Genomic DNA, 13962 nt, shown 5'->3' with positions numbered 1-13962 from the left:
GCACAGACAAAGACCGCCATAGAAATTCCGTTCTATGGTTTTTCGACGGGCTCAGCTCATTCCTGTCATCACGAGCATGCGGGGTTCAGTCATTTCTTCGATGGCGGAGCGGATGCCTTCGCGGCCGAGGCCTGAGTCTTTGACACCACCGTAGGGCATGGGATCGAGGCGCCACGCGGGAGTGTCGCCGACGATGAGGGCGCCGACTTCGAGCTCACGGTAGGCGGTGAGGATGCGACCAGCGTCGCGGGTGAGAAGTCCGGCCTGAAGGCCGAAGCGCGAGTGATTCACTTCAGCGAGGGCTTCTTCGAAGTCGGTGTATGGCTCGACTACGACAACTGGGCCGAACACCTCCTCGTCGCGAATCTTCATGCCGGTTTTCGAGCCGGTGAGAATCGCGGGGGTGATCATGTTTCCCTTTCGCTCTCCGCCTTCAATGAGGCGAGCTCCGGCAGCAACGGCCTCCTTAATCCATGACTCAATGCGCTCTGCTTCTCCAGGCCTGATCAACGGGCCGAGGTCGGTGGCCTCGTGGGACGGGTCACCTGCGACGAGCTTTCCAGTGACCTCGACGAGCTTCCACAGGAATGTCTGGAAGATGCTCTTGTCGACGAAGACGCGCTGGACGCTGATGCAGGACTGGCCTGCGTGGCTGAAGGCAGCGTGAGCGGTCCACTCAGCGGCGCCGTCGAGATCGCGATAGTCGCTGTGGATGATGAGCGCGGCGTTTCCGCCGAGCTCAAGCAGGACGCGCTTGCGGCCGGAGTGGGCTTTCAGATCCCAGCCTACCTTTGCGGAGCCAGTGAAACTGACGAGCTTGATGCGATCCTCTTTTTCGGCGAGCCATGCGGTGTCGGTGTTTTCGAGCGGCAGGACGGCGAGGGCCTCTTCAGGCCAGCCGGCTTTAAGGATCACTTCGCCGAGAGCGAGCGCGGTGAATGGAGTTTGCGGAGAGGGCTTGACGAGGATGGGGCAGCCTGCCGCGATGGCGGGCGCTACTTTGTGCGCGACAAGATTGAGGGGGAAGTTGAAGGGAGTGATGGCGAGGATAGGGCCAACGGGAAAGCGCTGGACGAGTCCCCAGCGATTCTCGTTGCCTTCGGTGAGATCGAGGGGGACGGTTTCACCACCGAGGCGAGCCGCCTCTTCTGCGGCTGTTTTGAAGGTAAGAACGGCGCGGTCAACTTCAGTACGCGCGAGGCGCAGGGGCTTGCCGGCCTCCGCGACGATGAGGTTTGCGAAGCGGTCTTTTTGAGTGATGAGCGAGGCGGCAATGTCTTCAAGGATTTCGCGTCGTTTCCAACGGGGCAGTGCGCGAGTCCGGCGGAGGCTGGCAACGGCGTGATTCACGGCTTCGCGCGCATCGGCACGTTTCGCAATGGTGACTTTGCCGATCAGCCCCTGATCCCAGGGGGAGCGAACTTCGAGCGCTTCGCCATCACTCCACTCTTTGCCGCAGAGAAGAAAGCCGGTCTGCGAGCCGGGACGCATTTTCATTGGAAAGAACTCCTGATGTTACCTACTGAAATTTTAGCCGCGTCGGGCTATGACAAGGGGTGTCTTTGCTGGAGGATCTCGTCTGCTGTGCCTTCACGAGACCGATGTGGGACTTGTATGCGGTGGAGTATTTCGGACTGATTTCTTCAGTTCCAGTTTCCTCAGATCCGGTTTTCGCAGGTCAAGCAGAGACGAGAGGAGGTATCCGGCGGGCAGCACAGAGAGGCAGAGAATGGGATAGCGGAAACGCACCTCGCTAATGACGAGGTAGTAGAGCAGCGGATAAATCGCCATCACCGTGATGAAGAATAGCGTGACCCGAAGACGCCGATATGCCATGAGGGCGAGACCCGGAAGAGACAGGGCGGTTGCGATCCAGATGAATACCGCCTTCACGGGGTGATCTTCTTTCTGCGGAAACCAGAAGGCGAGAAAGCGGGCAGAAGTTAGTTGAGCGAATCGGCCGGGGTGGTTGCGAATCCAAACCTTGGTGGTGGCGAGACGCGCGCGGTCATAACCGACCTCGCCGAGATCGCGGACAGCTTTTGCCTCATTCACATTGACATTCGGCTGGTAGAGAGCGGCGCAGCCATTATGCATGTTTTCGTACATGCCGGTTTGGGAACAATCATTATTGGAGATGTAGAGGTTAAGGCCGAGGCCGGTGCGGACGGCAAAGGCGCCCAGCTCGCTGTGATTGCGCAGGAGCCATGGAAAGACGACCAGAGCGGTTGTTGCGGCAGCAACACAGCAGAATCGAGCGGCGTGTCTGAGGGAATGGGACCGGCATAGGAACAGATAAGCGAGCCAGGGCCCGCCGATGAGGACGGTCATCGGGTTCAAAAGAAACAAAAGACCCGCAAACAGACCGGTGCAGAAGGCAGGCAGTGCAGCGTTGCTCCTGGAGAATGCAGAGGCGCTGAACAGAAAAAAGGCAAGGACCGCGGCTGTCGTGTAGTTGACGTCCCAAACAGGGATGAGCTGGGCAGACAGAAGCCAGAGGACCGCGGCAAAGACTCCGGGAAAGCAATTGTCAAAGAAGAGTTGAGATACACGCGGCAGCAGAGCCGCGGTGAGAGCATTCGCGTAGATTGAACCGCAAGTTGCTACCAGCAGAGCCAGCTTGGAATCGCCGAATACCTTGAGAATGAGAGCGAGGAAAACCGGGAAGATGGGCGGACTGGCGGCGGAAGGGCCGGATGGCAGGACGTTGAGGGGATTTGCAAAGGCGCCGTGATGAACCAGGTTGAGCGCGAGCGAGAACGTCTCATTGCCCTGGCCGAACGGCATGACCCCGGTTGCCATGTTGATGATTCCGGCGATTCCGCCGAGAACCAGAGGGAAAAACGAGGATTGCTGGGCGCGGCGGGCGGGCGCGGAATCGCGTTCAGATGGAGTCACGAAAAGGCGAGCTCCCGGTCGTGAATAGCTACGGACTTGCCGACAAGGATGAGCTCAAACAGGATGTCGGCAATCTGGGATGAGGTTAGCACGTGGAGGAGACGAACGGCGCGGAGGCTAACCGACTGAACTCGCTGCGAGACTTCGTCGCACCTGATCGAGGCCTGCCGAAGTAAACTGCTCCTCTATGATCCACAACGGTAAGCAGAGGAAGCTGCCCTTTGATGCTACAGAGGCGCTGCGGCATCTGCGCGCAAGCGATGCGAAGCTGGGAGCGCTGATCGACAGGGTTGGCGAGTTCAGGCTGAGGCTGGATGCTGCGCCGTCACCGTTTGAATCGCTGCTGGAGTCGATTTTGTATCAGCAACTGCACGGGAAGGCAGCGGCGACAATTCATCGGCGGGTTCGGGAGTACTTTCATGGAGATCCGACTCCGAAGCAATTGCTGGATACACCGGATGAGCCATTGAGAGCTGCCGGTGTCTCTGGGAACAAGATCAAAGCAATGCGGGATCTGGCGGCGAAGACGATTGATGGAACGGTGCCGAGCCACAAGGCGATCTTGAAGATGCCGGATGCGGATATTGTGGAGCGGCTGACGGAGGTGCGCGGGATTGGGCCGTGGACGGTGGAGATGCTGCTGATCTTCCGGCTGGGGCGGCCGGATGTGCTCCCGGTTACGGATTACGGAGTGCGGAAGGGGTTTGCGCTGACGTTTCAGCGGCTGCCAAAGAATCGGCCGCTGGAAGCGTCGGATCTGCCGAAGGCGGATGTGCTGTTCAGGCGCGCGCAGAAGTGGAGGCCGTTCCGATCTGTGGCGAGCTGGTATCTGTGGCGGGCATGCGATCTGGCGAAGGGGACGGAGCCGGCGGGCCGGGCTGTCGAAAAAGACAAATAGACGCATTCTGAATCGAGTTCGTCTGCATTGCATAGGGTGCGGGGCTTTGCCGTGCGATGCATGCGGGAGCCTACAATGAAGAAGACGATCATCTCGATTTGACTCCGGAAGACATGGCAGGAACGAAGCGATACATCTGCATTCACGGGCACTTTTATCAGCCTCCGCGCGAGAACCCGTGGCTCGAGACGGTGGAGACGCAGGACTCGGCGGCGCCTTACCACGACTGGAACGAGCGCGTGTGCGCGGAGAGCTATGCGACCAATGGCGCAGCGCGCACGGTGAACAACAAGAATCAGATCATTCGGATTGTGAACAACTATTCGCGAATGAGCTTCAACTTCGGCCCGACGCTGATGAGCTGGTTGAAGGAGAACGCGCCGCGGACGTACCGGATGATTCTAGATGGCGAGCGGCGCAGCCGGCGTTTGAATGGCGGGCATAGCTCGGCGATCGCACAGGTGTACAACCACGTCATTATGCCGCTGGCGAATCAGCGCGACAAGGTCACGCAGATCCGCTGGGGCATTGCCGATTACGAGAGCCACTACGGATCAGCGCCGGAGGGCATGTGGCTTTCAGAGACGGCAGTTGACTCGGAAACGCTGGAGCTGCTGGCGCAGCATGGAATCAAGTTCACGATTCTTGCGCCGAGCCAGTGCAAGAGAGTGAGGCCGTTGAAGCAGGATGCGACGGATACGGATCCAGTATGGACAACGCCGCTCGCGAATTCAGTCGATACGAGTCGTCCCTACGTGATGCGGTTCGAGTCGGGTGTTTCGATTGCGGTGTTCTTTTATGACGGGCCGACGTCGCGGGCGATTGCGTTTGAAGGATTGCTGAATTCGGGGGAGACTTTTGCGGCGCGGCTCAAGGCTGGATTCAAAGACAGTGCGCAGCCGCAGCTTGAGAGCGTGGCGACGGATGGCGAGTCGTACGGGCATCATCACCGGCACGGCGAGATGGCGCTTGCATATGCGGTGAAGCTGCTGGAGCAGGACAAGTCGGTCAAGCTGACGAATTACGCGAGCTATCTTGAGCAGTTCCCGCCGGAGTGGGAGTGCGAGGTTGTTGAGGATACTTCATGGAGCTGCGCGCATGGAGTTGAACGGTGGCGGTCGGATTGCGGGTGTAATGGCGGCAAGCCGGGGTTCAACCAGAAGTGGCGTGCTCCGCTGCGGAAGGCGTTGGACGATCTGCGGGATTCGATCGCTGAGCTGACCGAGGAAGAGGGTCCGAAGCTGTTCAGGGATGTGTGGGCGGCGCGGGACGCTTACATCGAAGTGATTCTGGACCGCAGCGATGAGGCTGCGGAACGATTTCTTGCTGCGCATCAGAAACACCCGCTGAATGCGACCGAGCGCGTGCGGGCGATGCAGCTGATGGAGATGCAGCGGCATGCGCAACTGATGTACACGAGCTGCGGTTGGTTCTTCGACGATATTTCGGGAATCGAAACGGTGCAGGTGATCGCGTATGCTGCGCGGGCGCTGCAGCTGGCGCGCGAGTTGTTTGGAGAGCAAGCGGCAGATCTGGAGCCGCAGTTTCTGGCGACGCTGGCGGAAGCGAAGTCTAATGTGGCGTGCGCGGGCGATGGAGCGCGTATCTACAAGGAAAAGGTGCTGCCGCTGCAACTCGGGCTGGAGCAGGTGGCAGCGCACTACGCGATCAGCAGCATTTTCTCATCCTTTGCGGAGGAGACGGAGCTGTTCTGCTATCGCGTGCGGCGGATTTCGTACGAGGTGTTTACGTCGGGGCGCGGGAGACTGGCTTTGGGGCGGGCGCACATTTCGAGCGTGATCACCGGGAAAGCGCAGAGCTTCAGTTTTGCGGTGCTGCACTTTGGGGATCAGAACATTACGGCGGCGGTGAAGCCTTATGTCGATGAGGACGCCGCGCAGTTTGAGGCATTTGTTCAGCAGGCATCGGAGCAGGTGGTGCGGGCTGATTTTCCAGATGTGATCCGGCTGATCGATCGCTACTACGGGCACGTGGACTATTCGCTGACTTCCCTTTTCAGCGACGAGCAGCGGCGGATCGTGCAGTTGATTTTGAATTCGACGCTGTGGGATATCGAGAGCTCGCTGACCAATATCTACGAAGATCATGCGAGCCTGCTGCATTTCCTTTCGCAGGCGGGGCTGCCGAAGCCTCCGGCGCTTACACTGGCGGCGGAGTTTGCGATCAATGCCGGGCTGAGGCGCGCGCTGGAGGGCGAGCCGGTTGACCAAGCAATGCTGCGGTCGTTTTTGCAGCTGGCGAAGTCGGACAAGGTGAAGCTGGATACGACGACACTGTCGTATATCGCGGACCAGCGCATGAAACGTGCAATGGTTGAGTTGCAGATGTCGGCGGGGTCGCTGGAGATGCTGGATCGCGCGCTTGCGCTTGCGCGTACCATTACGGAACTGCCGTTCGAGTTGAATCTGTGGCAGGCGCAGAACATCTGGTACGAGATTCTGCGGACGTCGAGCTATGCGCTTACATCGCAGGCGGCGGAAGACCGGCCGCAGTGGGACAAAGAATTCAATGAGCTGGGTAAGTGCTTGTCGATTGAGACAACGGCGATGATGGCTCCGGATCAGTTGGCGGAAGTGACGGGAGATTGAAAGAGGCAGGGACTAGGGACTCGAGGGACTAGGGACAAAGGCACGGCTCGGAAGGACATTTCCAGGTTGGATCTGATCGCCGGCTGCGATCTTCTCGCATCTCCTTTGCACGACAGAAGGCACCAGAACGAACGTACCGGAAGTGACAAAAGCAGATCTTCGCTTACCGCCCCAAACTGAAAAGCGTTAGGGGGCCCCGTGCGCTCAGAATGACAGCGACGACCTGACCAGGAGCTGACAGGACACTAGCTTCGCTGCGTGATTTTGAGGTGCAGTTCGCGGAGTTGTTGATCGCTGACGGTGGTGGGGGCGTCGGCCATGAGGTCGATTGCTTTGGCGGTCTTCGGGAAGGTGATGACCTCGCGAAGGCTGGACGCGCCGGCGAGGAGCATGACGATGCGGTCGAGGCCGAGGGCGATGCCGCCGTGCGGAGGCGTGCCGTACTCGAGCGCGTCGAGGAAGAAGCCGAAGCGCTGCTTTGCTTCGTCTTCTGAAATTCCGAGAGACGCGAAGATCTGCTGCTGGACATCTTTGCGATGGATTCGGATGGAGCCGGAGCCGAGCTCGAGGCCGTTCATCGCGAGGTCGTAGCAGTCGGCGCGAACCGAGGCGGGATCGGTGGTGAGATTCGCCATGTCGGCTTCGTAGGGCGCGGTGAAGGGGTGGTGTGCGGGGACCCACTTGCCGCTGGCGAGATCGTACTCGAACATCGGAAAGTCGACGATCCAGATGGGGTGGAACGCATTCGAACCGTCGAGCTTGTTGCCGCTGCGCGGGTCCGCGGTCTGGACGAGTTCGTCGGTGAGCTGGAAGGCTTTGTGGCGGTCGGCGTACTTCTTCGCTAGTTCGCTGCGGAAGTTTCCTGCAGCCATGTAGACATTGATCTCTCGCTCGCTGAGGCGGCCTTCAAACTTGGTGTCACTGGCCTTGATGTGGTGCGCGGGATCGCCGGCAACGACGATGAGGTAGTCGCCTTCTGCGGCGCCGCTTAGCTCGCGGATCTTGGTGACGGTGTCGGGAAATGACTTGGCGAGGCGCTTGAAGTCATCGATGAACTTGGCACCCTTCTTCTGGTCGAAGAGAGGGTGATTGTCCTCGCGTTCCTTGCGGCTCAGTTCGCCGACGGCGGGAATGCGGAAGGCGACGATGGGCAGGGCGGGATCGATCTGGAGCGTATCGAGGGAGCCATCGGGGAAGGCGGAGCGCACGTCGGTGAGACCGGGCAAACGGAGATCGGGCTTGTCGGAGCCGTACTGGCGGATGGCTTCGTCGTAGGTGATGCGCGGGAAGGGCGTGGGCAGAGTGATGCCGGCGGCGGCCCATGCGGCGGCGCAGAACTTCTCAACGACGCCGAAGACGTGGTCGCGACGCGGATAGCTCATTTCGAGATCGATCTGCGTGAACTCGAGCTGGCGATCGGCGCGCTGATCTTCGTCGCGGAAGCAGCGGGCTACCTGGAAGTAGCGGTCAAAGCCGGAGATCATAAGGATCTGTTTGAATATCTGCGGGGACTGCGGAAGCGCGTAGAACTCGCCTGCATGGATGCGGCTGGGTACGAGGAAGTCGCGGGCGCCCTCGGGGGTGGACTTGCAGAGGATGGGGGTCTCGATCTCGAGGAAGCCCTGGTTACTGAGGCTTTCGCGGATGGAGCGGGTGATTTCGTGGCGCAGCCAGAAGTTGCGCTGCATCTCGGCGCGGCGCAGGTCGATGTAGCGGTACTTGAGGCGAACCTCTTCGTTGGCGATGGCGTCTTCGGCGGGCGAGAACGGAGCGAGCTTGGTGTCGTTGAGGACGCGGAGTTCGGTGGCCTCGATCTCGATTTCGCCGGTGGGCATCTTGGGATTGATGGCGTCTTTGCCGCGCAGGCGGACCTTGCCGACTGCTGCGACAACGTACTCGGGCCGGACCTGTTCGCCTTTGAGATGGCCTTCGGGGGTGAGTTCCTTGTCGAGTACGACCTGGGCGATGCCGCTGCGGTCGCGGAGATCGAGGAAGATGAGATTGCCGTGGTCGCGGCGGCGGTTGACCCAGCCCATGAGGACGACGTGTTGGCCTGCGTTGGCGGCACGGAGTTCGCCGCACATGTGGGTGCGTTCAAGATTGCCTAGAAAGTCGAGCACAACGTCAATCCTTCGTGGTCTCTGAGGACACGATGTCGATCGCGTCTCAGGACTGATCAAAATGTGTTTAGGGCACTCGAAGCTGTTCCCTAACCTTGCAGAGGCTCCGAAACCAATCCCTCAGGGGCTAAAGCGCGCCGGTTTTCAGCTGCGTCGTTGCGGCACGGCTGAAGCCGTGCCCTTTCAAGACGATGGTTGTCGGTTGCGGCACAGCTAAAGCCGTGCCCTTTCAAAACAATGGTTATGAAACAGCTTCCAGCCCCGGAGGAAAAACCAGTTGACGCCTGATCATCGACCGCTGGGTGCTTTCAGGGCCGATGACAGTTCCGCGCGCGAAACCTTGGTCTGGGTTCCGGTTGAGAAGTCCTTCACGGTTAGGATACCGGATGCGAGTTCGTCCTCTCCCATGATGACGATGCGCCGGGCGGTCTTGTCGGCAGCGTCGAAGGATTTCTTGAGGCGGAAGGAGCCGTCGCCCAGCTCGACGGTGAGGCCGGCGCGGCGGAGTTCACGGGCGAGGGCGAGGGCTGCCGGGTTGACGGACTCTCCGAGGGGGGCGATGTATGCGTCCCCTTTCTCCGGTTTGGCTGCTTCGAGGGCCTGGAGTGTCAGGACCAAACGATCTTCGCCCATGGCGAAGCCAATGCCGGGGGCTTTGGGTCCGCCGATGGCTTCGCTGAGGCCATCGTAGCGCCCTCCGCCGAGGAGTGCGTTCTGGGCGCCGAGGCCGCCATGGGTGAACTCGAAGGTGGTGCGGGTGTAGTAGTCGAGACCGCGGACGAGGCGGTGATTGCGCGTGTAGGGGACACCGGCGGTGTCGAGCGCGGCGGTGACGGCTGCGAAATGGGCTCTGGAGGCGTCGTCGAGCGAGTCGGCGATTTTGGGCAGGGTGTCGATGATGGGCTGGTCTTCAGGGACTTTGCAGTCGAGGACGCGGAGGGGATTGGTGACGGCGCGGCGCTGGCAGTCTTCGCACATCGTCGGCGCGACGGGAATGAGGGCCTGGCGGAGGGTCTCGTTGTAGCGGGCGCGGTCTGCCGCGGAGCCGACGGAGTTCAGCTCGAGGGTCCAGCCGGTGATTCCGAGCTCGTCGAGGAGGGTGGCGAGCATTTCGAGGACCTCGGCGTCGCGGAGTGGGCTTTCGCTGCCGGCGGAAGGAGGTCCGATGACTTCGGCGCCGATTTGCGAGAACTGGCGGTAGCGACCTTTTTGCGGGCGTTCGCGGCGGAACTGTGGGCCTATGTAGTAGAGCTTCTGAAGCTGGCCGGTTTCGCCGAGCTTGTGTTCGATGTAGGCGCGGACGACTCCGGCGGTGTTCTCAGGGCGGAGGGTTAGGGACTGAGATTTCTCGGACTGAGCGCGGGACCGGTCCTCCCAGGTGTACATCTCCTTGGAGACGATGTCGGTTTCTTCGCCGACGCTGCGGGAGAAGAGGGAGGTATCTTCGAAGACGGGGGTGCGGATTTCGCCGAAATTGTAGCGGGCGAAGACGGCGCGCGCGGTCGCCTCGATGCGGTTCCAGAGCGCAGTTTCGGGCGGCAGAAGGTCGCGGGTGCCGCGCACGGCTTTCAGTGTGGCCATATCTTCTTCAGTTTAAATGGGTGCGAGCGGAGAGAGTCTGCAACCAGATGCTGGTTTCGGAGTCGAATAGCAAAGCAGGGTACTCTAGCCGAAGAGGTCTTCCCCTCTCAGGAGCTCGAATTGCGTAGGTCCCTTCCCCTTTTCTATGTTGCTGCACTCGGTGTTTGCTGCGCTCTGGCGGCGTCGGGCCAGAGCAGGCTCACGGCGCAGAATGTATCGTTGCCGGATTCCCCGCTCGTCGCGGCAGATGGAATGAACGCGGATCAGGCCCAGGTTGGAAGCGCACAGGAGCAGCAGAAAGATTCGTCTCAGAAAACAGACACCCTGCAGAGACCGATTCCGCAGAACCCAGTGCCGAGCGGTCAGCCTCCCCAGACGAAGCGGATTCTGGGGCTCATTCCGAACTTCCGATCAGTCAGTACCGACGTGAAGCTTCCGCCTATGACGGTGAAGGAGAAGTTTCTGACGGCGGTGGACGATTCGTTCGACTACTCTTCGGTGTTCATCCCGTCGATGCTTGCGGGCGTGAACATGGCGGCGAATTCGACGCCGGAGTTCGGGCACGGAGCAAAGGGGTATAGCCGGTACTGGTGGCATTCGGCGCTGGACCAGACGAGCGAGAACTTCATGGTTGAATTTATAGTTCCGGCTATTACCCATGAAGACAACCGGTACTACACGCTGGAGCGCGGCGGATTGCTGAAGCGCACAGGGTACGCATTGAGCCGGACGGTAATAACGCGATCCGATGCGGGGCACGACACGTTTAATTTTGGCGAAGTGGTGGGCTCGGGGGCGTCATCCGGAATCTCAAGCTTGTACTATCCGAGCCGGGAGCGCAGCTTTGGCAATGTAGCTACGGAGTGGGCTGTTGATATCGGGATCGATGCGGCGTCGTTTGTCGCGAAAGAATTCTGGCCGGACATCAACCAGAGGCTGTTCCGCAAGAAAACTGCGGCTCAGACGATGGATCGCTGATTTTCGGGCAAGGGAGGTTTCACAGGTGTGAAGACTTCAGCTTTGCAAGAGAACAAATGCATCTCTAACCAACTCTCTCCAATCCAAGGCGCATGGGAATACAGACTTCTGGGGGGCTCAGGCCTCAAAGTTCCGGTATTGAGTTTTGGCGCTGCTACGTTTGGCGGCGGCAATGAGTTTTTCAAGGCATGGGGCAGCACGGATGTTGCCGAAGCAAAGCAGCTGATCGACCTGTGCCTTAGGGCAGGCGTCAACCTTTTCGACACTGCCGATGGGTATTCGGACGGACGATCGGAAGAGATTCTGGGCGCGGCGCTCAAAGGGCGTCGCGAGCAGGTTCTGATCTCGACGAAGACGTACTTTCGGATCGGGGACGGGCCGAACGACGCGGGGACATCGCGGTGGCGGATGCGGCGGGCGATCGAGGCAAGCCTGAAACGGCTGCAGACAGACTATATCGACATCTACCACATGCATGCGTTCGACGCCTTGACGCCGATCGAAGAGGTGCAGGACACGCTGCAGTCGTTTGTGCGCGAGGGCAAGGTGCGGTATACGGCTGCGTCGAACTTCTCGGGATGGCACCTGATGAAGTCGCTGGATGTGGCGGATCGACATGGGTGGCCGAGGTTTGTGGGGCATCAGGTTTACTACTCGCTGGTAGGGCGCGACTACGAATGGGAGCTGATGCCGCTGGCGCAGCAGGAGAAGATTGGGGCGCTGGTGTGGAGTCCGCTGGGCTGGGGGCGGCTGACCGGGAAGATCCGGCGAGGCAAGCCGCTGCCTGAGGTGAGCCGGTTGCACAAGGCTTCGGACCCGGGGCCGCAGGTGCCGGATGAGTATCTGTACAAGGTGGTCGATGCACTGGATGATGTGGCGGAGGAGACGGGCAAGACAATTCCGCAGATCGCGCTGAACTGGCTGGTGCAGAGACCGACGGTTTCGACCATCATTCTCGGGGCGCGTAATGAGGAGCAGTTGAAGCAGAACTTAGGAGCGGTGGGCTGGAGTCTGACGGCGGAGCAGGTGGCGAAGCTGGATGCCGGGAGCGCGGTGCAGCCGGCGTATCCGTACTGGCACCAGAGGAATGCGACGGAGAGGAATCCGCTGCCGATCTAGTTGCCAGTTTCCAGTCACCAGTCTCCAGTTGCGATTCGGGAACCGGAGACCGATATCCAGGACCGCTCTCAGCGGTAGTTTTCGGGTTCCCAGTGGTGATGTTTTTTGTAGACGTAGTGGCCGATCATCCAGCCGAAGGCGCTGCCTACGAGCACGTCTGATGGGAAGTGCTGCTGGCCGAGGACCCGGGTGATGCTCACTCCGGTCGCTACTCCGTAAAAGGCAAGTGTGTGGAGGGTGGAGGGGTACTCGTCGGCAAGGACGGCGGCGCTGGACCACGCCAGCATGCTGTGGTTTGAAGGGAAAGAGCCGTCGACTCCGACACTGGTCTGGAAGAACTTGCCGCGTGCACCGTCTACGGTGGGCCGCTCGCGCATGAAGGCCAGTTTCATTGCCTGTTCGACGACGAGGCTGTCGACGAGCGCTTCGCCGCTGAGGATGCCGGTCTCGCGGGCGTGCTCGCTGTGGGCCAGGTGCCCGATCCCGTACATGACAACAGGGGCGGCAATGAAGGGGCTGACGAGGGCGTTGGAGGCCTGCGTGGCTTTGTCATTGAGGCTCTTGTCGCGCGAGACCTTCTCGCTCATCACCTGATGGTCGGTGGTCATGGCAAGGGCGGTGGCGAGCCCGAGTGGAACCAGGTAGTTGAGATCGTGTTCGCCGATACGTGCGGGACTGGACCAGATGGCGCCCTGATCCTTAAGGAGATTCATGGGGATCTCGCGGACGGTCACGGTGTTCTGCGGCTCAGGGGCGTTCGGAGTGGGGGGAATGGGGGCAGGAGGCCATGTCTGGGCGTAACAGGCAAGCGAGAGAAGTGCGGTCGAAACGAAAAGTACGGCGGAACGAAGGCGAGACGATTTCGAGATGCGGAGATTCACGTTAGCTCGATGGTAAATGGAGCGATGGTTCATAGGTGTTGCTTGAACATGTTTCAGAAACCTGGGACGTCATTCAGCTTACGCAGGGGCTAAAGTCCACGTTGTTTTTGGGGCTTTTTAGCACGATTAAAAGTCGTTCCCTGATACAGATGGTGCGCGATACACATCGTGCCTGATACGAAAGCCGTGCCCTATACAGAAGCTGTGCCCTGATATGAAAGCGTCCTGATACAGATCGTTACTGATCGGTTTCCGCGAGGTAGATCTTCGTATAGTCGAGATAGTTCTGGGCGTATTGGAGGATGAGCTTGCGGTCTTCGTCGCCGAGTTCGCGACGCTGCTTGCCCGGAACTCCGGCCCAGAGGGTTCTTGGCGGCACGACGGTGTGCTCGGGCAGGACGGCTCCGGCGGCGATGATGGACCCCTCGCCAATGCGGCAATCGTTGAGGATGGTGACTCCCATGCCGATAAGGACGGCGTCTTCAACGAGGCAGCCGTGGACTGTAGCGTTGTGGCCGATGGTGACCCAGTCTCCGACGGTGACGGAGTAGAGGTGGCGCTGACCGTGGAGGACGGCGCAGTCCTGTACGTTGGAATTTGAACCGACGCGGATGGCGTTTACGTCGCCGCGCAGCACGGCATTCATCCAGACGGAGGAGTTCTCGCCGAGAGAGACGTCGCCGATGACCTGGGCGGAGAGATCGATGTAGCAACTATCGGGAATGGTGGGGAGCTGGCCCCGGTACGGGCGGATCATGGCGGTGAAACCTCAGTGGCCAGTGTAAGCGAGGAGGAGGTGGAGACTTTTGAGTCAACTTTATCGACTCTATGTTTCCTATGGGGAGATTCTCTCGCGAAGTCAATTGCGGGCACGAAAT

The 13962-nt window shown here is 60.1% G+C and carries 10 protein-coding genes; 4 read left to right on the top strand and 6 right to left on the bottom strand.

The genetic code is table 11. The annotated features are described in order from the left end of the window. Positions 1–51: 51 nt before the first annotated feature. The gene (locus DHV10_RS26235; RefSeq protein WP_109489391.1) at positions 52–1497 is read right to left on the bottom strand and encodes an aldehyde dehydrogenase family protein; all 1446 of its coding nucleotides are present in this window, start codon (positions 1495–1497) and stop codon (positions 52–54) included. 93 nt (positions 1498–1590) lie between these two features. Then, positions 1591–2898 (bottom strand): hypothetical protein, encoded by a 1308-nt coding sequence (locus DHV10_RS26230; protein ID WP_109489390.1) that lies wholly within the window; start codon positions 2896–2898, stop codon positions 1591–1593. A gap of 187 nt (positions 2899–3085) precedes the next feature. On the opposite strand from DHV10_RS26230, the gene DHV10_RS26225 reads away from it, so the two are divergent. Further along, positions 3086–3796: a DNA-3-methyladenine glycosylase family protein gene (locus DHV10_RS26225; RefSeq protein ID WP_109489389.1), complete on the top strand. Its 711-nt coding sequence runs from the start codon at positions 3086–3088 to the stop codon at positions 3794–3796. A gap of 56 nt (positions 3797–3852) precedes the next feature. Further along, entirely contained in the window at positions 3853–6405 is a 2553-nt protein-coding gene (locus DHV10_RS26220; RefSeq protein WP_239462061.1) for a DUF3536 domain-containing protein, read from the top strand. A gap of 245 nt (positions 6406–6650) precedes the next feature. Here the strand turns inward: DHV10_RS26220 and aspS are convergent, their stop codons facing one another. Together aspS and hisS are read right to left on the bottom strand one after the other, a co-directional pair. Next, positions 6651–8525, bottom strand: a complete 1875-nt coding sequence (aspS, locus tag DHV10_RS26215) for an aspartate--tRNA ligase (RefSeq protein WP_275425942.1) — start codon at positions 8523–8525, stop codon at positions 6651–6653. 288 nt (positions 8526–8813) lie between these two features. Beyond that, positions 8814–10106, bottom strand: coding sequence for a histidine--tRNA ligase (gene hisS / locus DHV10_RS26210; protein ID WP_109489387.1), 1293 nt, complete (start codon positions 10104–10106; stop codon positions 8814–8816). Between the two features lie 120 nt (positions 10107–10226). Between hisS and DHV10_RS26205 the strand changes: the two genes are divergently transcribed. Together DHV10_RS26205 and DHV10_RS26200 are read left to right on the top strand one after the other, a co-directional pair. Then, positions 10227–11084 (top strand): hypothetical protein, encoded by an 858-nt coding sequence (locus DHV10_RS26205; RefSeq protein WP_239462060.1) that lies wholly within the window; start codon positions 10227–10229, stop codon positions 11082–11084. An 81-nt stretch (positions 11085–11165) separates the two neighbouring features. Continuing rightward, the gene (locus DHV10_RS26200) at positions 11166–12203 is read left to right on the top strand and encodes an aldo/keto reductase (RefSeq protein WP_109489422.1); all 1038 of its coding nucleotides are present in this window, start codon (positions 11166–11168) and stop codon (positions 12201–12203) included. Positions 12204–12271: 68 nt separating this feature from the next. Here DHV10_RS26200 and DHV10_RS26195 read toward each other — a convergent pair whose 3' ends face one another. Both DHV10_RS26195 and DHV10_RS26190 read right to left on the bottom strand, forming a co-directional pair. Beyond that, on the bottom strand, positions 12272–13084 hold the full coding sequence (locus tag DHV10_RS26195) for a phosphatase PAP2 family protein (RefSeq protein WP_162601921.1): 813 nt from the start codon (positions 13082–13084) through the stop codon (positions 12272–12274). Positions 13085–13322: 238 nt separating this feature from the next. After that, positions 13323–13841 carry a gamma carbonic anhydrase family protein gene (locus DHV10_RS26190; RefSeq protein ID WP_109489385.1) on the bottom strand — a complete coding sequence of 173 codons (519 nt, stop codon included), beginning with the start codon at positions 13839–13841 and terminating at the stop codon, positions 13323–13325. Between the last annotated feature and the right edge of the window lie 121 nt (positions 13842–13962).

Origin of the sequence: Occallatibacter savannae (genome assembly GCF_003131205.1) — a bacterium.
Classification (GTDB): domain Bacteria; phylum Acidobacteriota; class Terriglobia; order Terriglobales; family Acidobacteriaceae; genus Telmatobacter; species Telmatobacter savannae.
Note: the sequence above shows the minus strand (reverse complement) of the source record. Positions and strands in the feature narration are given on the sequence as shown.